Source organism: Pseudomonas sp. R151218B TE3479, assembly GCF_053629195.1.
The window spans coordinates 3,203,881-3,228,570 of sequence record NZ_JBRJHV010000001.1; the positions used below are offsets into that span (position 1 = coordinate 3,203,881).

Sequence of the window (24,690 nt, forward strand, 5' to 3'; positions counted from 1 at the left end):
TTGTTGGCGCGTCGATCAGCTATGCAGCGTCTCGGCCGCGTACAACGTGTTTTCCAGCAGGCAGGCGCGGGTCATCGGGCCTACGCCGCCGGGTACCGGGGTGATCCAGCCAGCGCGGGGCAGGGCGGTCTCGTAGACTACGTCACCCACCAGCTTGCCGTCGTCCTGGCGATTGATGCCCACGTCGATGACGATGGCGCCTTCCTTGATCCATTCGCCCCTGACCAGCCCGGGTTTGCCGGCGGCCACCACCACCAGATCGGCACGGCCGACATGGCCGGCCAGGTCCTTGGTGAAGCGATGGGTCACGGTCACGGTGCAGCCGGCCAGCAGCAACTCCATGGCCATCGGGCGGCCGACGATGTTGGACGCCCCCACCACCACGGCATCGAGGCCATACAGGTCCACACCAGTGCTTTCCAGCAAGGTCATGATGCCTTTGGGGGTGCAGGGACGAAGCAGTGGGATACGCTGGGCCAGGCGGCCGACGTTATAAGGATGGAAACCGTCGACGTCTTTGTCCGGGCGGATACGCTCCAGCAGCTTGGAGGCGTCGAGGTGTTCAGGCAGCGGCAACTGGAGCAGCACGCCGTCGATGTTCGGGTCGTCGTTCAGGCGATCGATCAGATCGGCCAACGCTTGCTGGGTGGTTTCGGAAGGCAGGTCGTAGGCCTGGGAAAGGAAGCCGACCTCTTCACAGTCTTTACGCTTGTGCGAGACATAAACCTGAGAGGCAGGATCGCTGCCGACCAGGATCACCGCAAGGCCGGGCGTACGCAGGCCTTGCTGGCGGCGCTCGGTGACTCGTTGGGCGATCTGCTGGCGCAGGCTGGCGGCGATCGATTTGCCGTCGATAAGTTGTGCAGTCATTGCGCGTGGTTAACCATCGAGAGGGGAAAAAAAGAGAACGCATTCTCGCATGCCGGGGCGTGAGGGCAAAGGCGCTTGGTCTGCAAATTCCCCTAACCCCTTTAATTAAATGAATTTTTTTTAAAAAAGAGTTGACGACCTATCAGGCCGTCTATAACATTCGTCGCACTTGTCGGGCACAGCCTAGCACTGGTTAAGAAGGTGGAGCGGAGTTGGTTGTTTCAACTCGGCAAAACTGAAAGCACTTAGTTTGTAATCGTCCAAGAATACAGATTAAAAAGGCGCCCGTAGCTCAGCTGGATAGAGCATCCGCCTTCTAAGCGGATGGTCGCAGGTTCGAGTCCTGCCGGGTGCGCCAATTAGGCAGCTTTGGCACAAGTAAGGCAACAAGGCAATATGGTGGGCGTAGCTCAGTTGGTAGAGCACGGGATTGTGACTCCCGTTGTCGTGGGTTCGATCCCCATCGTCCACCCCATATTCTAGAAAGGCGCCAGATCTAACAATCTGGCGCCTTTGCTTTAAAAGCTTGATACGCGGATGTGGTGGAATTGGTAGACACACTGGATTTAGGTTCCAGCGCCGCAAGGTGTGAGAGTTCGAGTCTCTCCGTCCGCACCATACAAGTGGCTATTTAAATAGCAGAAAACGGCGCAGTACCTGAAAGGGGCTGCGCCGTTTTTGTTTCCAGTGGTTCTGTGTTTGGCGTCGATACTGTTTTTGCGGTTGTGCGCAGCGGTCGGTTTGTCGCGAATGTGTTTCGTGATGATGCGCGGTATGCCCGTTGGTCTCCTTGTGGGGCGGGGCGCTGCGCGACCGGACAAGCCGCTTCTATATATAGAAGCGTTGGCGCAGAGCCTTGGACTGAATCGACGGTATTTGCAATCCGGGTGGGGCATGACCGTTTGCCCCAGCCTAAATCCGGCGCCTGTTTCCAGCGCGTTTTCAGTAGGGTGACTTCTTGAGTTTGACCTACTAGAATGCATGCCCTTGATTCTGGGGTCGGAAACGCCCGGCCAACGTCTGTGCAACGAGGAATATCCATGCAAGTTTCTGTTGAAAATACTTCTGCTCTTGAGCGCCGCATGAGCATCACCGTGCCGGCTGAGCGCATCGAGACTCAGGTCAACAAGCGTCTGCAGCAGACTGCCCAAAAGGCCAAAATCCCAGGTTTCCGCCCAGGCAAAGTGCCAATGAGCGTGATCCGTCAGCGTTACGAAGCTGATGCGCGTCAGGAAGCCGTGGGCGACGTGATCCAGTCTTCGTTCTACGAAGCGGTCGTCGAGCAGAAGCTGAACCCGGCTGGCGCACCGTCCGTCGAGCCTAAAGTGCTGGAAAAAGGCAAGGACCTGGAATTCGTCGCCACGTTCGAAGTGTTCCCGGAGTTCACGGTTGCCGGTTTCGAGTCCATCGCTGTCGAGCGCCTGAGCGCTGACGTGTCGGATGCCGACCTGGACAAGATGCTGGACATCCTGCGCAAGCAGAACACCCGTTTCGAAGTGACCGAGCGTGCTGCCCAGAACGAAGACCAGCTGAACATCGATTTCGTCGGCAAGGTCGACGGTGAAGTGTTCGCTGGCGGTTCCGCCAAGGCCACCCAGCTGGTGCTGGGCTCCGGTCGCATGATTCCTGGCTTCGAAGACGGCCTGGTTGGCGCCAAGGCTGGTGAAGAGCGCGTTCTGAACGTGACCTTCCCCGAGGATTACCAGAATCTGGACCTGGCTGGCAAAGCCGCCGAGTTCACCGTGACCGTCAACAGCGTTTCCGAGCCGAAACTGCCTGAGCTGAACGAAGAGTTCTTCGCTCAGTTCGGCATCAAGGAAACCGGTCTGGAAGGTTTCCGCGCCGAAGTTCGCAAGAACATGGAGCGCGAGCTGCGCCAGGCCATCAAGTCCAAGGTCAAGAACCAGGTCATGGACGGTCTGCTGGCTTCCAACCCGATCGAAGTGCCAAAGGCCCTGCTGGACAACGAAGTGAACCGTCTGCGCGTGCAGGCTGTGCAGCAGTTCGGCGGCAACATCAAGCCGGACCAACTGCCGGCAGAGCTGTTCGAAGAACAAGCCAAGCGCCGCGTCGTGCTGGGCCTGATCGTTGCCGAGGTGGTCAAGCAGTTCGAGCTCAAGCCTGACGAAGCCCGCGTTCGCGAGTTGATCCAGGAAATGGCCTCGGCCTATCAAGAGCCTGAGCAAGTCGTGTCCTGGTACTACAAGAACGACCAGCAACTGAACGAAGTCCGTTCGGTTGTGCTGGAAGAACAAGTTGTGGATACTGTTCTGCAGAAAGCTAGCGTGACCGATAAAGCGGTCTCTTACGAAGAAGCGGTCAAGCCGGTGGAAGCTCCACAAGCCGATTGATGGTTCTGCGGTAAGAAATAAACACCCATAAGCCAGCCTTCGCGCTGGCTTATGCGTATTCAAGACATAACTATTTGGGAGTGACTGCGAGACATGTCCCGCAATTCTTTTTATCAGCAGAGCTCTGACATCCAGGCCGCAGGCGGCCTGGTCCCGATGGTTATCGAGCAGTCCGCCCGCGGCGAACGTGCCTATGACATCTACTCGCGCCTGCTCAAGGAACGCGTCATCTTCCTGATCGGCCCCGTTGAAGACTACATGGCCAACCTGGTCGCGGCGCAGCTGTTGTTCCTTGAAGCGGAAAACCCGGACAAGGATATCCATCTGTACATCAACTCACCTGGCGGTTCGGTGACTGCGGGCATGTCGATCTACGACACCATGCAGTTCATCAAGCCTGACGTCTCCACCATCTGCATCGGCCAGGCCTGCAGCATGGGTGCCTTCCTGCTCGCCGGCGGCGCAGCGGGCAAGCGTCACTGCCTGCCTAACTCGCGGATGATGATTCACCAGCCATTGGGCGGCTTCCAGGGCCAGGCGTCGGATATCGACATCCATGCCAAGGAAATCCTCCACATTCGTTCGCGCCTGAATTCGTTGCTCGCCCATCACACCGGCCAGAGCCTCGAAACCATTGAGCGCGACACCGAGCGTGACAACTTCATGAGCGCCGAGCGTGCAGCCGAATACGGCCTGATCGACTCTGTGATCAACAAGCGTCAAATGCCTGCCTAAGCCGCTCAAAATGCAGGTGGTTGGGATGACCGGCCGCCTGCGGGCTTGAAAAAGCCCGCAATTGCCTTCATCTTGTGTTGCAAGCCTATCGGATTTGGATCGATCGAATGACTGACACCCGCAACGGCGAGGACAACGGCAAACTGCTCTATTGCTCCTTCTGTGGCAAAAGCCAGCATGAAGTGCGCAAATTGATTGCCGGCCCCTCGGTCTTCATTTGCGACGAGTGCGTCGACCTGTGCAATGACATCATCCGCGAGGAGGTGCAGGAAGCCCAGGCCGAGAGCAGCGCGCATAAATTGCCTTCGCCTAAAGAAATCAGCGGCATCCTTGATCAGTATGTGATTGGTCAGGAACGTGCGAAAAAGGTACTGGCCGTAGCGGTGTACAACCACTACAAGCGCCTGAACCAACGTGACAAAAAGAATGACGAGGTCGAACTCGGCAAGAGCAACATCCTGCTGATCGGCCCGACAGGCTCGGGTAAGACCCTGCTTGCCGAAACCCTGGCTCGTTTGCTGAACGTTCCGTTCACCATCGCCGACGCAACCACCCTCACCGAGGCGGGTTATGTAGGTGAAGACGTCGAGAACATCATTCAGAAGTTGTTGCAGAAGTGCGACTACGATGTGGAAAAAGCCCAGATGGGTATTGTCTACATTGATGAAATCGACAAGATTTCCCGCAAGTCCGACAACCCGTCCATCACCCGGGATGTTTCCGGTGAAGGCGTGCAGCAGGCCTTGCTCAAGTTGATCGAAGGCACGGTCGCTTCCGTTCCACCCCAAGGTGGTCGCAAGCATCCGCAGCAGGAATTCCTGCAGGTCGACACCCGTAACATCCTGTTCATCTGCGGTGGTGCGTTCTCCGGGCTGGAAAAGGTTATTCAAAACCGTTCCACCCGTGGTGGCATCGGTTTCAATGCCGAAGTACGCAGCAAGGAAGAGGGCAAGAAGGTCGGTGAGTCCCTGCGTGAAGTCGAGCCTGACGATCTGGTCAAGTTCGGTCTGATCCCGGAATTCGTCGGTCGTCTGCCAGTCCTGGCGACGCTGGATGAGTTGGATGAAGCGGCGTTGATGCAGATTCTGACCGAGCCGAAAAACGCCCTGACCAAGCAGTATGCCAAGCTGTTCGAAATGGAAGGTGTAGACCTGGAATTCCGTTCCGACGCGCTGAAATCGGTCGCCAAACGTGCCCTGGAGCGTAAGACCGGTGCCCGTGGGTTGCGCTCGATTCTCGAAGGCGTATTGCTCGACACGATGTATGAAATCCCCTCGCAGTCCGAGGTGAGTAAAGTCGTGATCGACGAAAGCGTTATAGAAGGCAAGTCCAAGCCACTGTATATCTATGAAAACAGTGAGCCGGCTGCCAAGGCCGCACCGGACGCATAAGCGTCCCGCTGCCGGAATAAAGAAGGGGCCTTCGGGCCCCTTTGCTTTTAGCGTGTTTTAGACGTGTCTTAGCGCTTGTTTTTTTTCAAGGCTGCCCCCATCTTGGTTTCAAGCTTACTTCCATCTGTTTCCGGCCCTAGGGCCGCCGTAGAGGCGAAATCATGAAGACAACCATCGAATTGCCTCTCCTGCCATTGCGCGATGTCGTGGTGTATCCGCACATGGTTATCCCGCTGTTCGTGGGGCGCGAGAAGTCCATCGAAGCCCTCGAGGCTGCGATGACGGGTGACAAGCAGATTCTTCTGCTGGCTCAGAGAAATCCAGCCGACGATGATCCCGGCGAAGATGCACTGTATCGCGTAGGTACGATTGCAACGGTTCTGCAATTGCTCAAGTTGCCCGACGGTACCGTCAAGGTCCTGGTCGAAGGCGAGCAGCGCGGTACTGTCGAACGTTTCAGCGAAGTGGACGGCCATTGCCGGGCCGAAGTGTCGCTGATCGAAGAAGTCAATGCGCCCGAGCGTGAATCAGAGGTATTTGTCCGCAGCCTGCTGTCACAGTTCGAACAATACGTGCAACTGGGCAAGAAGGTGCCTGCAGAGGTCCTGTCGTCGCTCAACAGCATCGACGAGCCTGGGCGGCTGGTCGATACGATGGCGGCCCACATGGCCCTCAAGATCGAGCAGAAGCAGGAAATCCTCGAGATCATCGACCTGTCGGCCCGTGTCGAGCACGTGCTGGCATTGCTCGACGGCGAGATCGATCTGTTGCAGGTCGAGAAGCGCATTCGCGGTCGCGTCAAGAAGCAGATGGAGCGCAGCCAGCGCGAGTACTACCTGAACGAGCAGATGAAGGCCATTCAGAAAGAGCTGGGCGATGGCGACGAAGGTCACAACGAAATCGAAGAGCTGAAAAAGCGCATCGATGCCGCTGGCTTGCCCAAGGATGCCTTGGCCAAGGCTCAGGCTGAGTTGAACAAGCTCAAGCAAATGTCGCCGATGTCTGCCGAGGCCACCGTGGTGCGCTCCTACATCGACTGGCTGGTCCAGGTGCCGTGGAAAGCCCAGAGCAAGGTGCGTCTGGACCTGGCACGCGCCGAAGACATCCTCGACGCCGACCATTACGGCCTGGAAGAGGTCAAGGAACGCATCCTTGAGTATCTCGCCGTACAGAAACGCGTGAAAAAGATTCGCGGCCCGGTCCTGTGCCTGGTCGGTCCTCCCGGGGTCGGTAAAACCTCCCTCGCGGAGTCGATTGCCCATGCGACCAACCGCAAATTCGTCCGCATGGCCTTGGGTGGCGTGCGTGACGAGGCGGAAATTCGTGGTCATCGCCGGACCTACATCGGTTCGATGCCAGGAAGATTGATTCAAAAAATGACAAAGGTCGGCGTGCGCAATCCGCTGTTCCTTTTGGACGAAATCGACAAGATGGGCAGCGACATGCGCGGCGATCCCGCCTCTGCGTTGCTCGAAGTGCTCGATCCTGAGCAGAATCACAACTTCAACGATCACTACCTCGAGGTCGACTACGACCTGTCGGACGTGATGTTCCTCTGCACCTCCAACTCCATGAACATTCCGCCGGCATTGCTGGACCGGATGGAGGTGATTCGTCTGCCGGGCTACACCGAAGACGAGAAGATCAACATCGCCGTGAAGTACCTTTCGCCCAAGCAGATCCAGGCCAACGGCCTGAAAAAAGGCGAGCTGGAATTCGACGAGGAAGCGATTCGCGACATCATCCGCTACTACACTCGCGAAGCGGGCGTGCGTGGCCTGGAGCGACAGATTGCCAAGGTCTGCCGCAAGGCGGTCAAGGAACATGCCCTGGAAAAACGCTTCGCGGTCAAGGTCACTGCGGACCTGCTGGAGCACTTCCTGGGTGTGCGCAAGTTCCGCTACGGCCTGGCCGAGCAGCAGGACCAGATCGGCCAGGTGACTGGCCTGGCGTGGACTCAGGTCGGCGGTGAATTGCTGACCATCGAAGCGGCCGTGGTGCCGGGCAAGGGGCAACTGATCAAGACCGGTTCCCTGGGCGACGTGATGGTCGAGTCGATCACCGCAGCGCTGACGGTGGTGCGCAGTCGTGCCCGGAGCCTGGGCATTCCCCTGGACTTCCATGAAAAGCGCGACACGCACATCCACATGCCTGAAGGGGCTACGCCCAAGGACGGCCCAAGCGCCGGCGTAGGCATGTGCACTGCGCTGGTCTCGGCATTGACCGGCATACCGGTGCGCGCCGACGTCGCCATGACGGGTGAAATCACGCTGCGCGGCCAGGTCCTGGCGATTGGCGGCCTGAAGGAAAAACTGCTGGCGGCACACCGTGGCGGGATCAAGATCGTGATCATTCCTGAAGAGAATGTCCGCGATCTGAAGGAAATTCCTGACAACATCAAGCAAGATCTTCAGATCAAACCGGTTAAATGGATTGACGAAGTCCTGCAAATTGCGCTGCAATACGCGCCGGAGCCCTTGCCGGATGTGGCTCCGGAGATTGTCGCAAAGGAAGAAAAGCGAGAGTCTGACTCTAAGGAAAGAATTAGCACGCATTAATACGCATTTGTCTGGGGGGCCTTCCTTGACAGTTTTTTAGAGCCCTTGTTATAAAGCGGCTCTTAAGTGTCTGCAGGCCATTCAGCACTCGTTTTTGCTTTCACCAAAAAAACTTAGAATCATCTCAAATAGATATAAGGGGACTTAGAGTGAACAAGTCGGAACTGATTGATGCTATCGCTGCATCCGCTGATATCCCGAAAGCTGCTGCTGGCCGTGCGCTGGACGCTGTAATCGAATCCGTCACTGGCGCTCTCAAGGCTGGCGACTCCGTTGTTCTGGTTGGTTTCGGCACCTTCTCCGTGACTGATCGCCCAGCTCGTACCGGTCGCAACCCGCAGACCGGCAAGACGCTGGAGATTCCTGCTGCCAAAAAGCCAGGTTTCAAAGCTGGTAAAGCGCTGAAAGAAGCCGTTAACTAAGGTTTCATTGAGTTTATCCGGGTCGGGGTCATGCCTGGCTTGGCAGCGGAGCGGTAATGCGACCGGTTGCTACCGGTTTGTGACGCCAGGGCTTGCAGGTTCGAGCCCGGTCCGCTCCGCCAGTTACGAGAAGGCGCATCCTCGGATGCGCCTTTCTTCTATCCGGATTCTACCCACGCTCCACGGTTGCCTAAATTTGAAGTTCAACCGTTTCTGGGGGACGCATGCTGCAGAATATCAGGGACAATTCACAAGGCTGGATTGCCAAGACCATCATCGGGGTCATCGTCGCATTGATGGCGTTGACCGGTTTCGATGCCATTTTTCAAGCCACCACCAACAGCAATGACGCGGCCAAGGTCAACGGCGAAAAAATCAGCCAGAACGAGCTGAGCCAGGCGGTCGACATGCAACGCCGTCAGCTCATGCAACAGTTGGGCAAGGATTTCGACGCTTCCCTGCTGGACGAAAAAATGCTGCGCGATTCGGCGCTCAAGGGCCTGATCGATCGCAAGTTGCTGCTGCAAGGCGCGCACGATGCGAAATTCGCTTTCTCGGAAGCTGCGCTTGATCAAGTCATCCTGCAAACGCCTGAGTTCCAGGTCGATGGCAAATTCAGCGCCGAGCGTTTTGATCAGGTGATCCGCCAGCTGGGTTACAGCCGTATGCAATTCCGCCAGATGCTGGCTCAGGAAATGCTGATCGGTCAGTTGCGCGCCGGCCTGGCGGGCAGCGGTTTTGTCACCGATGCCCAAGTGTTGGCATTCGCGCGCCTGGAAAAGCAGACCCGTGATTTCGCCACCTTGAACATCAAGGCCGATCCTGCGTCGGTCAAGCTGACCGATGATGAGGTCAAGGCTTACTACGACCAACACGCCAAGGAATTCATGACGCCTGACCAGGTGGTCATCGATTACCTCGAGCTGAAGAAAGCCTCTTTCTTCGATCAGGTCAGCGTCAAGGACGAAGACCTGCAAGCGGCCTATCAGAAAGAAATCGCCAACCTGTCCGAACAGCGTCGCGCTGCGCACATCCTGATCGAAGTGAACGACAAGGTGACCGAAGCCCAGGCCAAGGCGAAGATCGAAGAGATCCAGGCTCGCCTGGCCAAAGGCGAGTCGTTTGAAGCCCTGGCGAAGGAGTTTTCCCAGGATCCGGGTTCGGCGAACAACGGCGGCGATCTCGGCTATGCCGGCCCAGGCGTCTACGATCCGGAATTCGAAAAGGCCTTGTACGCTTTGAGCAAGGACCAGGTCTCAGCACCGGTCCGCACCGATTTCGGCCTGCACCTGATCAAGCTGCTGGGTGTCGAAGCGCCTGAAGTCCCGACCTTTGCCAGCCTCAAGGACAAGCTGACTCGCGAACTGAAGACTCAGCAGGTGGAGCAGCGCTTCGTGGAGGCGACCAAGCAACTGGAGGATGCCTCGTTCGAAGCGTCCGATCTGGCGCAGCCGGCCCAGGACCTGAAGCTGACCGTTCACACATCGGCCCCGTTCGGTCGTGAAGGCGGTGAAGGGATTGCGGCCAATCGCGCCGTGGTCACTGCCGCGTTCAGCCCGGAAGTGCTGGATGAAGGTGCCAACAGCACCGCCATCGAGCTGGACCCGGAAACCGTCGTGGTGCTGCGTGCCAAGGAGCACCGCAAGCCTGAGCAATTGCCGCTGGAAAAAGTGGCCGGGCCGATTCGTGCTCAACTGGCCAAGGAACATGCTAGCGCAGCGGCCAAGACCCGCGCCGACGAGCTGATCGCTAGCCTGCGCGACGGCAAGACAGCATTGGACAAACCGGTTGACGGCCAAGGCTGGAAAGCCACCGAGGCGGCCACCCGCAACCAGGAAGGCATCGACCCGGCGGTGCTGCAAGCACTGTTCCGCATGCCCAAGCCTGAGTCCAAGGACAAGCCGACGTTCAGCAGCGTGACCTTGCCTGACGGCAGCCTGGTGATCGTGCGTCTGAACGGCGTGAACGAAGCGGCGGCACCGACTGACGAAGAGAAAGCGGAGTATCGTCGTTACCTTGCGTCCCGTGTGGGTCAGCAGGACTTCGCGGCCTATCGCAAGCAGTTGGAGAGTCAGGCGGATATCAAGCGTTTCTAATCGCTTGATGTTTTTTCAAACCTGGCTGTGATGCAGCTGACTTAAAAACGGCGCTTCTTCAGAAATGGGAAGCGCCGTTTTTTTTGGTTTTTTGGGGGGGTATCCATTTCTTCGGCAACGGCTCAACTGAGCGGCATCGGGCCAAAACGCCAAGGTTTTTGTATCTGCTTGTTGCCCAAAAGCGGGTGTTCGTCGATCTACCGGATTAGTGTCTTTTTCCTGCAAACAACCCCCAGTAAACTTGTAACCCCCTTGAAACAAGATTAGCCACGCTGCCAGGTCGCGTTCTGTTGCACAATACGCCCCGGACCGTTTCTCTCAGGATGTTCAATGTTCAAATCATTTCACATGCGCACCGTCGGGCTTGCATTGGTGCTGGCCGCCGCAGCCGGTTGCTCGTCGAAGAAAGCCGCCATCTACGAGCACGAGAACTTTGATGATTCCGGCACGTTCTCGCGCACGTACGCAGTGAGCGACACGGCGACCTGCGAGGCCGGACGCCGTGCGTTGCTCAGCCAGGGCTACATCATCACCAGCAGCGATCCGAAGCTGGTCAGTGGCCACAAGAGTTTCCAGCAGACCGGCGAGACCCACATGGAGATCAGTTTCAACCTGGTCTGTGCCGAGGACGGCGGTGCCGGACACCGTGCGACCATGTTCGCCAACGCCTTGCAGGACCGTTATGCCCTGAAGAAAACCAACAACTCCGCCAGCCTGGGTGTGGGCGTGCTGGGTTCGGTGTCGATGCCTATCGGCTCTTCGGATGATTCGATGGTCAAGGTCGCCAGCGAAACCGTGTCGGCGGCCAAGTTCTATGAGCGTTTCTTTGCCTTGGTGGAGCTGTTCCTGCCCCCCGAAGCGAAGAAAACTGCCGAGAAGGCTGAGAATACCGATAAGCCAAAAACGGAGCTGGGCGTCCCGGAAACCAAGGTTGAGCCGGCCGCCTTGATGCCGGCTCCGGCTCCAGCTGCAGCACCTGCGTCGGAGCCGGTTGCGCCTGCGCCCGCCGCGGTCACGCCGGTAGGGGAGGCTGCGCCGGCCCCTGTCGAAACCGCCCCTGCGGTGTCGGAGCCCGTCGCACCGCCGAGCGAGCCAGCGCCGATTGCGCCAGAGTCGTTCGAGTCCGCGCCGACGTCGGAAACCGTGACACCGCCACCACCACCGTCCAGCTCGTTACCGGCCCCGAGCGAGCCGATCCAGCCGCTTCCGGCTTCCTGAGAGCCCCGTGGCAGGGTGTTACGCCCTGTCACACTTCACGCGGTAATTTCCCGACCCTGTGCTACGTTTAATTCATGAAGCCTTTGCTTCATGTTTTGTTCATAAAGCAGCTTTATGCTGATGCCAGCGCCATCAGGCATTGGATTCAATGACAGGGGAAGGACACGTAATGGACGATTATCAGGAAGAGCTGCTGGAATACCAGGCCTATGAACTGGACCCGCTGGAACCCGCCGAAGATGCAACGGAGTTGTGAGAGCAAGCTAGCGCTTGAAGCTCAACGCCCTCTGTGACTGCGACGAAATTCCCCAGGCGTCTGGTCGTTCCAGCGCTTGAAGGCTCGTTGAAAGGCCTCGGCTGAGGCAAACCCCAACAAATAGGCGATTTCGCCGAACGCCAGTTCGGTATCGCGTATGTAGGTCATGGCCAGGTCGCGGCGGGTGTCGTTGAGGATGGCGCGAAATTGCGTGCCTTCCTCGGCCAGCTTGCGCCGCAGGGTCCACGTCGGCAGTTTCAGGCGGGCCGCCACTTCTTCCAGGTCGGGTTCCCGGCCTCCGCTGAGCAACGGTCCCAGCAGTTGGATGATGCGCTCACGCAGACTGCGGGTGCGCGTCAGTTGTTCCAGTTCCCGTTCACACAATTGAACCAGGTGGTGCCAGGTGCTGGGGCAATGCTGTGGGTTGCGCTGGGCGAGGCTGTCCAGGCCCAGTCGCAGTTGATTCTGTTCGGCGCCAAACTGGATCGGGCAGTCTCCGAGCGTGCGGTAAGCCTCCAGGTACGCCGGTTCCTCGAATTCGATTTCGATGCGTTCGGGCCGCAGCGCGATGCCGCTGACACTGGACAGTTGGGCCAGCCAGCCGGCGATGATCGAATCCACCACGAAGCGGTTGTAGGCGTTGTACGGGCTGATGGAATAGAACCGTAGCCAAGCGCCGCGGGCATCCTCATGAAAACTCGATTGGCCGCGGTAGTTGGAGCCATACAGCGGCTCGAAGCGGATCATGCAGCGGGCCGCCTCGCGCACGGTCGGCGCCTGGGCAGCGGTAACGCCCGCCAGTCCGGCCTGGCTCAAGCGCCCGAGCTGGCCCATGCGCAGGCCCAGGGCCGGGTCCCGGGTCTGTTGAATCGCGGCGTGGCCCAGGCGCATGTAGCGTGGGATCGACAGGCGTGCGCCGGGCTCGGCCAGGCGCGCGGCATCGAGGCCGTACTGCTCCAGCAGAGGCTTGGGGTCTTGCCCATGGCTGGCAATTGCCTCAGCCAGGCTGTGGACGAAGCCTACTGACAGGTCCCCCAGGCGCATCGGCTGCGGCTTCATGGTCATAACCACAGGTTAAGCAGGCGCGCGCCCCGGGCTTCGCCATCGGGGAAGTGCTGGCCGTTGTGGCTGATGAAACTCTGGCCGGCGCTGCCGCTGTCCCAGAACTGGCCACGCAGGAATACGCTGACACCGCCCCGGGCCTGGCTAATGGGCAATTGGCCGGTCAGTGTCAGGCGATGCCAGGCTTGCCCCTCGCTCACTTCACCGGGCTTGAGGCTCACTTCGCTCGGTGTGGACAGGCCTTTATAACCGCTCCAGGGTTTTTCCCAGGCGCCGCGACCGATGACGAAGGCGGGCACCGCGATCAGTTGCGCCCCCTGTTCGTTGAGCTGCCGGTAGTGGAGCGGGTACCAGCTGTCGCTGCCAATCAGCACGCCCAGGCGCCCGGCAGGGGTGTCGATGACGAGCGGGGGGACCGGATGGTCGGCGCCCAGCACATCCTGCTGTTCGAATACCGGATGTCGTTGGCGTTGCGGTTGGCCGATCGGCCGGCCATCGCTGCTGAACACCAGGCTGCTGTTGTACAACGCGCCGCGGCCAATCTTCAGCTCGCCGTCGCTGACGCTGGGCTCGGGCAGCACGATGGAGCCGGCCACCAGGGTGATGCCGAACTCCTTGGCCAGTCCGCCAAACAGCGCTTGATAGTCGCGGGCCATGTTATCGGCCTTCATGCGCAGGTAGGCATCCTCCAGGCGGTTATCGCCTTGAGCGCTGACGAGCGCCTGGATAAACGCCAGCGGATTGCTGACCGCCAGCCAGTGCATGGCTTCCTTCAGGGTGGTGGCCTGGTACAACTCGTCTTTTTCGCCACCGACCATCAGCCAGGTGCCGATGTGCTCGGGCAGGACCACCACGGTCTTGGCATTGAGAAAACCCTGGTCGCGAGCCGCCTGTAGGTAGGCCGCCAGTTTGCGGTGCAGGCGCTCGGGGCTCTGGTAGTCGGTGGGGAACAGTTCGGGCTGGATGCCCAGCAGATTGCCGCGGTCGGCGGGCGTGCCCTGGTCGACCGCCAGGTTGATACGCAGGTCTGATAGGTAATGACCCACCGGACGATCGGTCGTCCACAGTGCGTAGGTGACCAGGGCGGCAATCAAGGCCAGTGAAAACAGCAGGTACAGAAATTTGCGCATGGGGGAACAGTCAGCGGCCGTGTGCAGGTTCGTGATTTTTCATCAGAAGCTACGGGGCAGGGTACGGTAAAACAAGGGATTAGCGAAGGGCGGGCGTTGATTTGTACGCACGGCAAGCACACACAGAGGGTGTCCAAGGCGTCTTGGACACCCTCTGTGTTGGCAAGGCGCGCTAGTGACTTTTGGCCTTTCTGATTCGGATCAGAATCAGCAGCATGATCAACAGCACCGGCGGCGTCATGCCCAGCAGCGCGTCACGGGCCGAGAGGTTTGCGCCCAAGGTATGCAACCCGCTGTAGACCAACTTGAACAGGTTGATCAGGTAGTAGGTGATGGCAATGATCGACAGGCCTTCCACCGCACGCTGGATCTTGATCTGTGCATCGGCACGGGCATTGAGGCTGCGCAGGATCTCGGCGTTCTGGTCTTCCATCTCCACTTGCACGCGGGCTTGCAGCAGATCACCCAGGTTGGCGACGCTCATCGCCAGTTGTTCGAGGCGCTGTTCGGTGGCTGCGCAATAACGCACCGTGGGTTTGAAACGCCGTTCGATGAACACGCCCAGTCGCTGGCAATCCCCCAGGTGACTTTCACGCAACTCCCCCAAGCGTTCGAACACCAATTGTGCGTAGGCGCGGGTCGCGCTGAAACGGTGGCGATTCCTGACCGTGCTGCTGACCACCTGGCGCGACAGCAGGGCGATATCCTCCAGCAGGGCCTTGGCATGTACGCCGCTGGCATTGGCGTTGCGTTCGGACAGGCTCACCAGGGTGCGATCGAATTCGTTCAGTTGCGGGTCCAGTGCCTTGGCGATATTGAGCGACAAGGACGCCATCATGCGATAGGTCTCGATTTCCAGCAGGCGCCGGATCATGCGCCCCTGGCGATACGCGTTGAGTCGTCGGTTGATGAACAGCAGGCGATTGGTGCCGTCCTCGGTCAGGCGAAAATCGCTCCAGACCACGGCATCGCCACCACCCACGCATGAACCGCAAGGATCCCTGAAACTGTAGCTGGGCAGGTCGAGACCAGCTTCTGCGCGCACCACCACCTGAACGGCATTGATGAGGTGCTGGGCGTGACCTTCGATCCCCCGGGCAAGGCTTTCCGGCAGCGTCGTCCATTGCAACTCATTGCTGCTGGCCGGCACGACCAGGGTCAGGGTGAAGAACTCGGCGTGGCGTTCCCACTTCAGCGGATGTCCTTCCAGGCGGGTGATGCCTTGTGCGGCCTGCGCGGTGACGGTATCAGGGCACAGTCGCTCGAGCAGCGCGTCGCACTGGGCGTTGTCGCCCAGAAACGCCAAGTGAAAGACGTGAGCCGGTTCGTCGAAATACAGCGACGGGCGGGCGTGCAACTCGTTGTGCAGCATTTTTCGTTGGGGATGCATGGGAGGCGACCGTGTTATTAGGGTTATTTCAGGATTGAGCACCTGGGCCAGCGTTGATAGGACTGGTGCATTGCGCTGAGAGTCACGCCCAGCTGATCGGCGCTCTGCACATTTGGATCATTAACTTGTCAGTTACGGTCATTGAGCGCCTGCATCCGGACTCTTACGCTGTGGGTCATGACAGACGCAAGCCGCAGAGCTTGCGCTTTTTCCGTGATCGCCCGTTGTGGAGTTACCGATGACCGCCTCCCATTACCCGCATCTGCTGGCCCCGCTGGACCTGGGTTTCACCACGTTGCGCAACCGTACCCTGATGGGCTCGATGCACACCGGCCTGGAAGAGAAACCCGGCGGCTTCGAACGCATGGCGGCGTATTTTGCCGAGCGCGCCCGGGGCGGCGTGGGCCTGATGGTCACCGGCGGGATCGGGCCGAACGACGAGGGCGGTGTCTACTCCGGCGCGGCCAAGCTGACCACGGAAGAAGAGGCGCTCAAGCACCGGATCGTGACCCGGGCCGTGCACGAGGCCGGTGGCAAGATCTGCATGCAGATTCTTCACGCCGGGCGCTATGCCTACAGCCCCAAGCAAGTGGCACCGAGCGCGATCCAGGCGCCGATCAACCCGTTCAAGCCCAAGGCACTGGACGAGGAGGGTATCGAGAAGCAGATCAGCGATTTCGTCACGTGCTCGGTCCTGGCCCAGAAGGCCGAATACGACGGCGTGGAGATCATGGGGTCGGAAGGTTATTTCATTAACCAGTTCCTGGCGGCCCACACTAACCACCGCACCGACCGTTGGGGCGGCAGCTATGAAAACCGCATGCGTCTGCCGGTGGAAATCGTCCGTCGGGTGCGCGAAGCGGTGGGCCCGAATTTCATCATCATCTTTCGCCTGTCGATGCTCGATCTGGTGGACGGCGGCAGCACCTGGGACGAAATCGTCCACTTGGCCAAGGCCATCGAGCAGGCCGGCGCGACGATCATCAACACCGGTATCGGTTGGCACGAAGCACGAATTCCCACCATCGCCACCAAGGTTCCGCGGGCGGCGTTCAGCAAAGTCACGGCCAAGCTGCGCGGTTCGGTGAGTATCCCGCTGATCACCACCAACCGCATCAACACCCCGGAAGTGGCCGAGCAGATCCTGGCCGAAGGCGATGCCGACATGGTCTCCATGGCGCGGCCGTTCCTGGCCGATCCAGAGTTCGTCAACAAGGCCGCTGCCGGTCGCAGCGATGAAATCAACACCTGCATCGGCTGCAACCAGGCGTGCCTGGACCACACCTTTGGCGGCAAGCTCACCACCTGCCTGGTCAACCCACGGGCCTGCCATGAAACCGAGCTGAACTACCTGCCGGTGACCCAGGTGAAGAAAATCGCCGTGGTCGGTGCAGGCCCCGCCGGGTTGTCCGCGGCCACGGTGGCGGCCGAGCGTGGGCACCAGGTGACGCTGTTCGATTCGGCCAGTGAAATCGGTGGTCAGTTCAACATCGCCAAGCGTGTGCCGGGCAAGGAAGAGTTTTTCGAAACCCTGCGCTACTTCAAGCGCAAATTGCAGACCAGCCATGTCGAGCTGTGCCTCGACACCCGGGTGGATGTGGCGCAATTAGTGGCTGGCGGTTACGACGAGATCATCCTCGCCACCGGCATCGCCCCACGCGTACCGGCGATTCCCGGGGTGGAGCATGCCAAGGTCTTGAGCTATCTGGACGTGATCCTCGAGCGCAAGCCGGTGGGCCGCAGCGTCGCGGTGATCGGTGCCGGCGGTATTGGCTTCGACGTGTCGGAGTTCCTGGTTCACCAGGGCGTCGCCACCAGCCAGGACCGTGAGGCGTTCTGGAAGGAGTGGGGCATCGACACCCACCTTGAGGCCCGCGGCGGCGTGGCCGGGATCAAGGCTGAACCCCATGCACCGGCGCGCCAGGTGTTCCTGCTGCAACGCAAGACCTCGAAGGTCGGTGACGGCCTGGGCAAGACCACCGGCTGGATCCATCGCACGGGCCTGAAGAACAAGCAGGTGCAGATGCTCAACAGCGTCGAATACCTGAAGATCGACGATGACGGACTGCACATTCGCATCGGCGAAACCGGCGAGCCGCAAGTGCTGGCCGTGGATAACATCGTGATCTGCGCCGGCCAGGATCCGCTGCGCGAGTTGCAGGAAGGCCTGGAAGCGGCGGGGCAGACCGTTCACCTCATTGGCGGTGCCGACGTGGCGGCGGAACTGGATGCCAAGCGGGCGATCAACCAGGGTTCGCGGTTGGCGGCGCAGTTGTAAGGCTCAATCCCAGGAAAACCCTTGTGGGAGCGAGCTTGCTCGCGAATGCGGTGAGTCGGTTGCATGGATGTTGGCTGATCTGCCGCTATCGCGAGCAAGCTCGCTCCCACAGTGGGGAGGGGTGAACCTGAAGTCACCTGCCACCAAGCTGTTAAGATACCGGCCTGTTTCCACCCGGCCTGCCGCCATGCTGCTTTCCGCCCTCGACTGGCATCCCCAGCCCCGACTCGAACCCCTTCACCTGGACTGGCTCGCCCGTGCCGGTGTCGAAGTGGCGGTGTTGCGCCTGGACCGGATCGATCCGCTGATCAGCGGCAACAAGTGGTTCAAGCTGGCCCATCATCTGAGCGCCGCCCATGAGGCCGGTGCCCAAGGGGTCATGAGCCTGGGCGGTGCCTATTCCAACCATTTGCATGCGTTGGCGGCGGCCGGCAAGCGCTTCGACTTTCCCACGGCCGGGCTGTTGCGCGGTCATCCCCAGGACACGCCGACGGTGCGCGACCTCAAAGCGTTTGGCATGGACCTGCACTGGTTGGGGTATGGCGGATACCGAGAGCGGCACGCCGCGGATTTCTGGGAGCCGTGGCAGATTCGCTATCCACATTTGCATCCGGTGCCCGAGGGCGGTTCGGGATTGCCTGGGGCGCAAGGTTGCATGACGTGGGTGGCCAGTGTCCGTGAACAACTGGCGGCGCTGGGATGGGCGGATTATCACGGCTGGTGGTTGGCCTGCGGCACCGGGACGTCGCTGGCCGGACTGGTGCTGGCCGAAGCGGGCGAGCGCCCGGTCTACGGCGTGCTGGCCGTGCCCCCGGACCATGGCGTGGCCCGGCAGGTCGAGCGCATCGTGGGGGAAGCGGGGCTTTGCAGCCCGCGTCATGAGTTGTTCGACGGCAGCCGTGGCGGGTTCGCCCGGGTCGATGCCGAGCTCACGGCCTTCATCGAAACCACGACGGCCATCGAACTGGAGCCGTTGTACACCGGCAAGGCCTTGATGGTGCTCAAGGCGCGGGTCGAGGCGGGGGACTTTGCCCCCGGTATGCGCCTGGTCTTTGTCCACACCGGCGGTTTGCAAGGCCGCCGAGGGTTCGATTGACGGGCAATCAGCCGCGTTTGGGCATCATCCGCAGCAGCGTGTTGTCCCTTACCACGTAGTGGTGATACAGCCCCGCCAAGGCATGCAGGCCAATCAACCAATAGCCGATGGTACCGCCCAGCACGTGCCAGCCTTCCAGTTGCTTGGCGAACTCCTTGTCTTGATTGATGGGCAACGGCAGATCGAAACCGTAGAACATCACTTGGTGCCCTTCGGCGCTGGTGATCAGCCAGCCCAGCAGCGGCATGGCGATCATGAACAGGTACAGTGCCCAGTGCATCAGGCGAGCGAGGACGGTTTGCCAGGCTGGCGATGCCGGGAAAATCGCCGGTGCCTTGCCCATGCTGCGGGCGAACAGGCGCAGCCAGACCAGCACGAACACCGTCAGGCCGAGCATGAAATGCGCTTCCTTGATCAATGTCCGGCCGCCGCTGCCCTTGGGAAAAATTCCCCGCAACTCAATGCAGGCATAAACCACGGCCAGCAGGACCAGCATCAGCCAATGCAAGGTTACCGTGACGGTACTGTAGCGGTTTTCCGAGTTTTTCCAGGGCATCGCGGGTATCTCCAACATCAGGGTAAAGCGCCGTCTAGCGCGGCGTGCCTTTACTGTAAGCCCGTTTCGCTGGGTTTGCATGAGCCAGATCAGGTTTGCCGGCAAGAAGCCAAAGGGCAGGATCAGGGTGTGAAGTCTGGTGGGTTCAGCAGCCAGTCCAACAGCAGCCCGGCATCGTGATTGCCAGGGGACGGTTTCGGTGGGGCGGCGGGTCCTGCGTCGATATCGACCGCCCCTGGGCACAGCACCGGTCGGTCGGGGTCGCCATCGAGAAAGCTCACCAGCACTTCGCTGCCGGCCATCAGGGGAGGGCTGTCGCCCAGCGTCAGTCGCGACACGGGCAGCGTGATGCCTTCCTGGTCCGGTGCCCAGAGGCTGACACTCACTTGGCCGCGCTCATCGAACGGGGCCGGCTGGCCGGTGCGACCGAGCACATGGGCCAGGTGATACCCGGGAATGGACGGTTTGGGATGCTTGAGGGCCGGCCTGAACACGGTGGACCAGGGAATGGCGGTGAACCGGTTGCGGTAGTTACGGGCCGACGGTGTGGTGGGCAGGTCCGGTTCAAGGATCGAAAACTGCCGCCCGCGATGCTGGACCTCGGTGATCAGCCATTGATCGTTGAAGGTGGACACCGGGTGTTCGCAGATCTGCACGATGTCGCCGCTGTGCAGGGCCGGTTGATCACTGTGGCCATGGATTTCCCGTTGTCGACAGCGCAACCGTTCCAGATGGCGGCGTCCGGCTTGGTAACGGTGAGTCAGGGCCGGGTCGCCGTGCATGGCCTCATGGTCGATCTGCTCGAGGGGGTGATTCGCCGCCTGGGCCTCGGTTTCGGTCACCGCCCGGTCACGGAACCCGACAGGCACGCCAGGCACCATCGCGTGATGGCGTAAATACAAGCGCTTGATGGCCGGTATCGAGTTGTCGTTCGGTCGCAGAGGCAGTTCGACGGGGCGCGCGGGGAAACTCTTCGGGTCTTCGGCAAACACCAGGACGTGGCCCTGGGGAGTGTGTTCGAAGTGGTAATGAATACCTTCTTCCTCACACAGCCGTTGCAGGAGCGCCAGGTCGCTTTCGTCGTACTGGATGCAGAATGGGCGACACGGATATTGCCCATGGGGCAGCTCGAAACGGTAACTGTCGGCGGGCAGAGCGTTGTCTTCCAGTAGGCGTTGCAGCAGTTGCACCACGCTGAGCCGATGGAAAACCCGACGCTGCTGACCTTGTTCCAATCGCAGCAGATAGGGAACCAACGTCACGCGATAGCCGATGCGCCGCGGTGCCGAGGCACTCAGGCTGACGCTGTGGATCATCCCATGGATGCCCGACTCGCCGTCCAGGCGCAGGAACGCCGGATGCCCCAATAGCAGGTCGGGGTTTATCGGTGGGGCCAGGCCGATCAGTTCGAGGTCAAAGCGGTATGGCTGGTTGAGGGCTTCGCGGCCATTGAAGCGCAAGACTTGCAGTTGCAAGTCGTTTTGCGTGAGCGTCAGGCTGAAGGGACTTTCCATGTCGTTGCGCATCGCGCCTCCTACTGGCAGAAACAGAGGCCCAGAGGGTACGAAACCGCGGGAGGGAACGGTGCTTGCGAGCCGCTATTTCAGAAAAGCCCTACAACACACTGTGAAAATGTCGATCCGGCGGGGTGAATTTTTTGGTCGATCAGCCGGTTTAGGCCGTATAAACTTGCGCCACAGCGCCGGCCGGCAGATGTCTCGGCGCGTCAGACAAGAGAGTGAGTAATGGGCGCACAGTGGAAGGTTAAACACAAAGAAGCGGCTGCCAACGCAAAGGGCAAGATCTTCGGCAAACTGGTGAAAGAAATCACCATTGCCGCACGCAACGGTGCTGATACCGCTACCAACGCGCATTTGCGTCTGGTGGTCGAGCAGGCGAAGAAGGCCTCGATGCCCCGCGAGACCCTGGAACGTGCGATCAAGAAAGGTTCTGGCCAGCTCGGTGAAACCGTGCAATACCACCGCGTCACCTACGAAGGGTTCGCGCCGCACCAGGTGCCGCTGATCGTTGAATGCGTGACCGACAACATCAACCGTACCGTCGCCGAAATTCGCGTCGCGTTCCGCAAGGGCCAACTGGGCGCCTCGGGTTCGGTGGCGTGGGACTTCAACCACGTCGGCATGATCGAGGCCGCGCCGGACAGTCCGGACGCCGACCCGGAAATGGCCGCCATCGAGGCTGGTGCCCAGGATTTCGAGCCGGGCGAAGACGGCGCGACGTTGTTTCTCACCGATCCTGCCGACCTCGATGCCGTGCAGAAGGCTTTGCCGGAGCAGGGCTTCACCGTGTTGTCGGCCAAGCTGGGCTACCAGCCGAAGAACCCGGTCAGCGGCTTGACCGACGAACAGATGGCTGAAGTCGAAGCCTTCCTCGAAGGCCTCGACAACCATGATGACGTGCAGGACATGTTTGTCGGGTTGGCGGGTTAAGCACCACGCTGTTTGGGTCAGGGACATGATGGAGATGTGGCGAGGGGATTTATCCCCGCTGGGCCGCGAAGCGGCCCTAAAACCAGACGACTTGAGTATGTCTGGCTGACTCTGCAGGGTTTAGGGGGCTGCTGCGCAGCCCAGCGGGGATAAATCCCCTCGCCACAATAGGTGGTGTGCTTGACAGGTTGGTGCTGCTGGCTCAACCGCTGTGTTTGAACTCGCGCAGTAAGCTTTCGATTTCATCGAACCCTGGCCGTGCCAGCACCTCCGGCTGACAGCAACGCGCCTCCAAATCCAGCAGCCATGCAAGATCCTGCGCACTGAGTGTCGGTTCGATCCGCGCCAGCAATTCCCCCAGCAAAATCCCGAAGGCCCGTACCTCGATGCGTTGCAGCGCCCGGGTTTGCACGGTGTCTGCAGTGGCGTGAAACGACGCCGCGCCAAAGTCCCCCAGCAGGCAATCGCCCTGGTCATTGCACAGGATATTGTGCCCGTACAGATCCCCATGGGTGATGCCCTGGCGGTGCAGGTGCGCCGCCACCGAGGCGATGCCGTGGGCGATGCGCAAGGCCACCGGGGCGCTCAGGCGCAGTTCATCGGCATACACGTCGCGGGTGCATGACGCCAGGCTCGGCAGCCCGGCGAGGTTACGATAGCTGGGCTCGATCAGTGCCATGACCAGCCCGGCCTGTTGCTCGGGGTGCCCGCGGACCTGGCCCAACACGTCAATCAGGTTCGGGTGTCGACCGGCCGTGATGCAGGCATGCATTTCATGCAGGGGTGAGCCGTCGCTGGTCATCTGGCCTTTGTACAGTTTGACCGCGACGTTTCGTGCCACCTGGCCGGGCGCCTGCCAGAGCGCTTGGTGAATCACCCCGGAGGCGCCTTCGCCCAGTGGTCGTTGCAGCGTCAGTTGCGACCAGTCGATGGGGTGCGCGGTGTTCAAGGCTGCGGCATCGGCCTGGGTTTCCAGTGGGTTGCCGGCGTAGGCCAGCCAACTGAGGCTTGGCAGCTCCAGCAACCATTGCGGCAGTTCGGTCAGTTGGTTGGCGGCGATGCGCAGCAGTTCCAGACGATGACACTGGCCCAGGCTCGCCGGCAACTGCTGCAAACGGTTGCCGGCCAGCATCAGTTTTTGCAGGTGCGGGCGTTGGCCCAGCTCGTCCGGCAAGTGGCTGACGTCGTTGTCGGTCAGGATCAGCCAGCGCAGCTGTGGTGGCAGCGCGGCGCCCGTGACGCGGGTGATGCGGTTGGCCTTGAAACCGACCATGGTCAACGCGTTGCAACGGCCCAGGCATTCGGGCAGTTCAGTGAAGCGGTTGTCGGAACAGAACAGCACGCGCAGGCGAGTCAGTCGATGCAGGTCGTCGGGCAGCTTGTCCAACTGATTGCCGCTGAGGTTGAGGATCTCGAGGGAATCGGCCAGCTCGAAGATTTCCCGGGGAAACTCCGTCAAGCCGCAGGCCAGGTCCAGCCGGGTAATGCCCGAGAGCTGGCCGGCGCGTAATTGGGCGAGGGTGTGCATGGCAGGGTTCGCTGTTGATCAAGGGGGGGCTGGCGCCTGTAGCCAGACAGTTAACCAATAATCAGCTCAGTACAACACCCTGTGGCGAGGGGATTTATCTGTGGGAGCAAGGCTTGCCCGCGATGAAGACGACGGGGTCTCTGAGAAAACGAGGCGCCTGCATCGCGGGCAAGCCTTGCTCCCACAGCAGTTTTTCCATAACAGTGCTGCTCCGCTGGCCACAGTCAATCGGGCTAGCGCTCGATGCTGCGGTTCCAACGGGCGTTCCAGGCCGGGCGTTGTTCGTTGACCTGGTCCCAATCCACGGCAATCGCTGTTTCCAGGTATTGCTTCATCGCCTCCACCTGGCCACGGGTCTTGTCGGTGGTCGGGGTGTTGGGGTTGGAAGGGATCTGGTCGCCTTCTTCCAGGGCAATGGCCTGGGCTTGCGGGGTCAGCAGGAAAGCGGCGAGCTTTTGCGCCAGTTCCGGCTGGGTGTTTTGCGCGATGGTGCATTCGGCGACGTTGAGGACCACGGCGCCTTCCTTCGGCTGGGCATATTCGACGGGCATGCCCTTGAGTTTCAGCGCGGTCACCTGGGTCGGTGTCAGCGGGAACAGCGCGGCTTCGTCGGTCTGCAGCATTTCGGATATCTTCGCCGAGCTCGGTATGTACTCCAGCACGTTGCGCCCCACCGTGTTCGGCCACGCCTTGAAACCTGGCTCGACGTCGGTTTCGCTGCCGCCCTGGATCCGGTTGAACATCAAAAAGCCGTGCAGGCCGAAGGTGGACGAGGCCATCGACTGGAACACCACTTTGTCCTTGAAGCGCGGATCGGCCAGGTCCATCCATGAAGTGGGCGTATTCCAGCCTTTTTCCTTGAACAACCGGGTGTTGTAGGCCAGCCCCGTTACCCCGAGGCTGACGGCCACGGCCTGATCCTTGATTCGCCCCTTGGCCGGGATCTGCGCCAGGGTCGGGCTGTCCTCGAGCTTGTCGCACAGTCCCATGGCGATGGCGCGGTACATGATGCCGTCATCGAGGAACATCACGTGCATCTGTGGGTTGCCTTTGCTGGCCTGGACTTTCGCCAGGATGTCGGCGGAGGTACCGGGCACGATGACCACTTTGACATTGTTGGCTTTCTCGAACGCCGGCAAGACTTTGTCGGCGTAGAGCCGCTCCATGGTGCCGCCGTTCATGCCCAGGTAAAGCGTCGGCTCGGCCAACGCCTGGGTGACCGGGAGCAGGGCGCCCAGGCAAGCGGAACCCAGCGAGCAGAAACCGAACAGTGCACTGCGTTTGACGTTATTCATTGGCGCGA

18 protein-coding genes and 3 tRNA genes are annotated in these 24,690 nt (G+C 60.3%); 13 read left to right on the forward strand and 8 right to left on the reverse strand.

Features of this window, described 5'->3' with window-relative positions:
* Positions 1–15: 15 nt before the first annotated feature.
* Positions 16–870, reverse strand: coding sequence for a bifunctional methylenetetrahydrofolate dehydrogenase/methenyltetrahydrofolate cyclohydrolase FolD (gene folD / locus AB7M32_RS14265; protein WP_053120836.1), 855 nt, complete (start codon positions 868–870; stop codon positions 16–18).
* A 281-nt stretch (positions 871–1,151) separates the two neighbouring features.
* Between folD and AB7M32_RS14270 the strand changes: the two genes are divergently transcribed.
* The 10 genes from AB7M32_RS14270 (at position 1,152) to AB7M32_RS14315 (ending at position 11,641) form a co-directional block, all read left to right on the forward strand.
* Positions 1,152–1,228: transfer RNA gene (locus AB7M32_RS14270), tRNA-Arg, on the forward strand.
* 41 nt (positions 1,229–1,269) lie between these two features.
* Positions 1,270–1,345: transfer RNA gene (locus tag AB7M32_RS14275), tRNA-His, on the forward strand.
* A 58-nt stretch (positions 1,346–1,403) separates the two neighbouring features.
* Positions 1,404–1,488, forward strand: a tRNA-Leu gene (locus AB7M32_RS14280).
* Positions 1,489–1,910: 422 nt separating this feature from the next.
* The gene (gene tig, locus AB7M32_RS14285; protein WP_122568033.1) at positions 1,911–3,221 is read left to right on the forward strand and encodes a trigger factor; all 1,311 of its coding nucleotides are present in this window, start codon (positions 1,911–1,913) and stop codon (positions 3,219–3,221) included.
* 93 nt (positions 3,222–3,314) lie between these two features.
* A complete protein-coding gene (gene clpP, locus AB7M32_RS14290) occupies positions 3,315–3,956 on the forward strand; it encodes an ATP-dependent Clp endopeptidase proteolytic subunit ClpP (RefSeq protein ID WP_003183177.1) in 642 nt (213 codons plus the stop codon).
* Between the two features lie 107 nt (positions 3,957–4,063).
* Entirely contained in the window at positions 4,064–5,347 is a 1,284-nt protein-coding gene (clpX, locus tag AB7M32_RS14295; RefSeq protein ID WP_024778305.1) for an ATP-dependent Clp protease ATP-binding subunit ClpX, read from the forward strand.
* 161 nt (positions 5,348–5,508) lie between these two features.
* Positions 5,509–7,905 (forward strand): endopeptidase La, encoded by a 2,397-nt coding sequence (lon, locus tag AB7M32_RS14300; protein WP_454250267.1) that lies wholly within the window; start codon positions 5,509–5,511, stop codon positions 7,903–7,905.
* A gap of 149 nt (positions 7,906–8,054) precedes the next feature.
* Positions 8,055–8,327: an HU family DNA-binding protein gene (locus tag AB7M32_RS14305; RefSeq protein ID WP_003183171.1), complete on the forward strand. Its 273-nt coding sequence runs from the start codon at positions 8,055–8,057 to the stop codon at positions 8,325–8,327.
* Between the two features lie 224 nt (positions 8,328–8,551).
* On the forward strand, positions 8,552–10,423 hold the full coding sequence (locus tag AB7M32_RS14310) for a SurA N-terminal domain-containing protein (protein ID WP_072405354.1): 1,872 nt from the start codon (positions 8,552–8,554) through the stop codon (positions 10,421–10,423).
* Positions 10,424–10,753: 330 nt separating this feature from the next.
* Positions 10,754–11,641 carry a DUF2242 domain-containing protein gene (locus tag AB7M32_RS14315; RefSeq protein WP_454250268.1) on the forward strand — a complete coding sequence of 296 codons (888 nt, stop codon included), beginning with the start codon at positions 10,754–10,756 and terminating at the stop codon, positions 11,639–11,641.
* Between the two features lie 277 nt (positions 11,642–11,918).
* Here the strand turns inward: AB7M32_RS14315 and AB7M32_RS14320 are convergent, their stop codons facing one another.
* The 3 genes from AB7M32_RS14320 to AB7M32_RS14330 all read right to left on the reverse strand — a co-directional run bounded on the left by AB7M32_RS14320 (position 11,919) and on the right by AB7M32_RS14330 (position 15,479).
* Positions 11,919–12,956 carry an AraC family transcriptional regulator gene (locus tag AB7M32_RS14320; protein WP_454250269.1) on the reverse strand — a complete coding sequence of 346 codons (1,038 nt, stop codon included), beginning with the start codon at positions 12,954–12,956 and terminating at the stop codon, positions 11,919–11,921.
* 2 nt (positions 12,957–12,958) lie between these two features.
* Positions 12,959–14,089: a carbon-nitrogen hydrolase family protein gene (locus AB7M32_RS14325; RefSeq protein WP_454250270.1), complete on the reverse strand. Its 1,131-nt coding sequence runs from the start codon at positions 14,087–14,089 to the stop codon at positions 12,959–12,961.
* Positions 14,090–14,261: 172 nt separating this feature from the next.
* The gene (locus AB7M32_RS14330; protein WP_454250271.1) at positions 14,262–15,479 is read right to left on the reverse strand and encodes a DUF3422 domain-containing protein; all 1,218 of its coding nucleotides are present in this window, start codon (positions 15,477–15,479) and stop codon (positions 14,262–14,264) included.
* Between the two features lie 238 nt (positions 15,480–15,717).
* Between AB7M32_RS14330 and AB7M32_RS14335 the strand changes: the two genes are divergently transcribed.
* Both AB7M32_RS14335 and AB7M32_RS14340 read left to right on the forward strand, forming a co-directional pair.
* Positions 15,718–17,757 (forward strand): oxidoreductase, encoded by a 2,040-nt coding sequence (locus tag AB7M32_RS14335; RefSeq protein WP_454250272.1) that lies wholly within the window; start codon positions 15,718–15,720, stop codon positions 17,755–17,757.
* A 187-nt stretch (positions 17,758–17,944) separates the two neighbouring features.
* Complete coding sequence (locus tag AB7M32_RS14340; RefSeq protein ID WP_454250273.1) at positions 17,945–18,853, forward strand: 1-aminocyclopropane-1-carboxylate deaminase/D-cysteine desulfhydrase; 909 nt, start codon at positions 17,945–17,947, stop codon at positions 18,851–18,853.
* A gap of 7 nt (positions 18,854–18,860) precedes the next feature.
* On the opposite strand, the gene AB7M32_RS14345 is transcribed toward AB7M32_RS14340, so the two are convergent.
* Both AB7M32_RS14345 and AB7M32_RS14350 read right to left on the reverse strand, forming a co-directional pair.
* Positions 18,861–19,409: a cytochrome b gene (locus AB7M32_RS14345; RefSeq protein ID WP_454250274.1), complete on the reverse strand. Its 549-nt coding sequence runs from the start codon at positions 19,407–19,409 to the stop codon at positions 18,861–18,863.
* Between the two features lie 122 nt (positions 19,410–19,531).
* Positions 19,532–20,935, reverse strand: coding sequence for a type VI secretion system Vgr family protein (locus AB7M32_RS14350; RefSeq protein WP_454250275.1), 1,404 nt, complete (start codon positions 20,933–20,935; stop codon positions 19,532–19,534).
* Positions 20,936–21,154: 219 nt separating this feature from the next.
* Here AB7M32_RS14350 and AB7M32_RS14355 point away from each other — a divergent pair, with 219 nt between their 5' ends.
* The gene (locus AB7M32_RS14355; RefSeq protein WP_003183149.1) at positions 21,155–21,859 is read left to right on the forward strand and encodes a YebC/PmpR family DNA-binding transcriptional regulator; all 705 of its coding nucleotides are present in this window, start codon (positions 21,155–21,157) and stop codon (positions 21,857–21,859) included.
* A gap of 202 nt (positions 21,860–22,061) precedes the next feature.
* On the opposite strand, the gene AB7M32_RS14360 is transcribed toward AB7M32_RS14355, so the two are convergent.
* Together AB7M32_RS14360 and AB7M32_RS14365 are read right to left on the reverse strand one after the other, a co-directional pair.
* Positions 22,062–23,387 carry a leucine-rich repeat-containing protein kinase family protein gene (locus AB7M32_RS14360; protein WP_454250276.1) on the reverse strand — a complete coding sequence of 442 codons (1,326 nt, stop codon included), beginning with the start codon at positions 23,385–23,387 and terminating at the stop codon, positions 22,062–22,064.
* A gap of 233 nt (positions 23,388–23,620) precedes the next feature.
* Positions 23,621–24,682, reverse strand: coding sequence for an ABC transporter substrate-binding protein (locus AB7M32_RS14365; protein ID WP_072405345.1), 1,062 nt, complete (start codon positions 24,680–24,682; stop codon positions 23,621–23,623).
* Positions 24,683–24,690 lie beyond the last annotated feature (8 nt).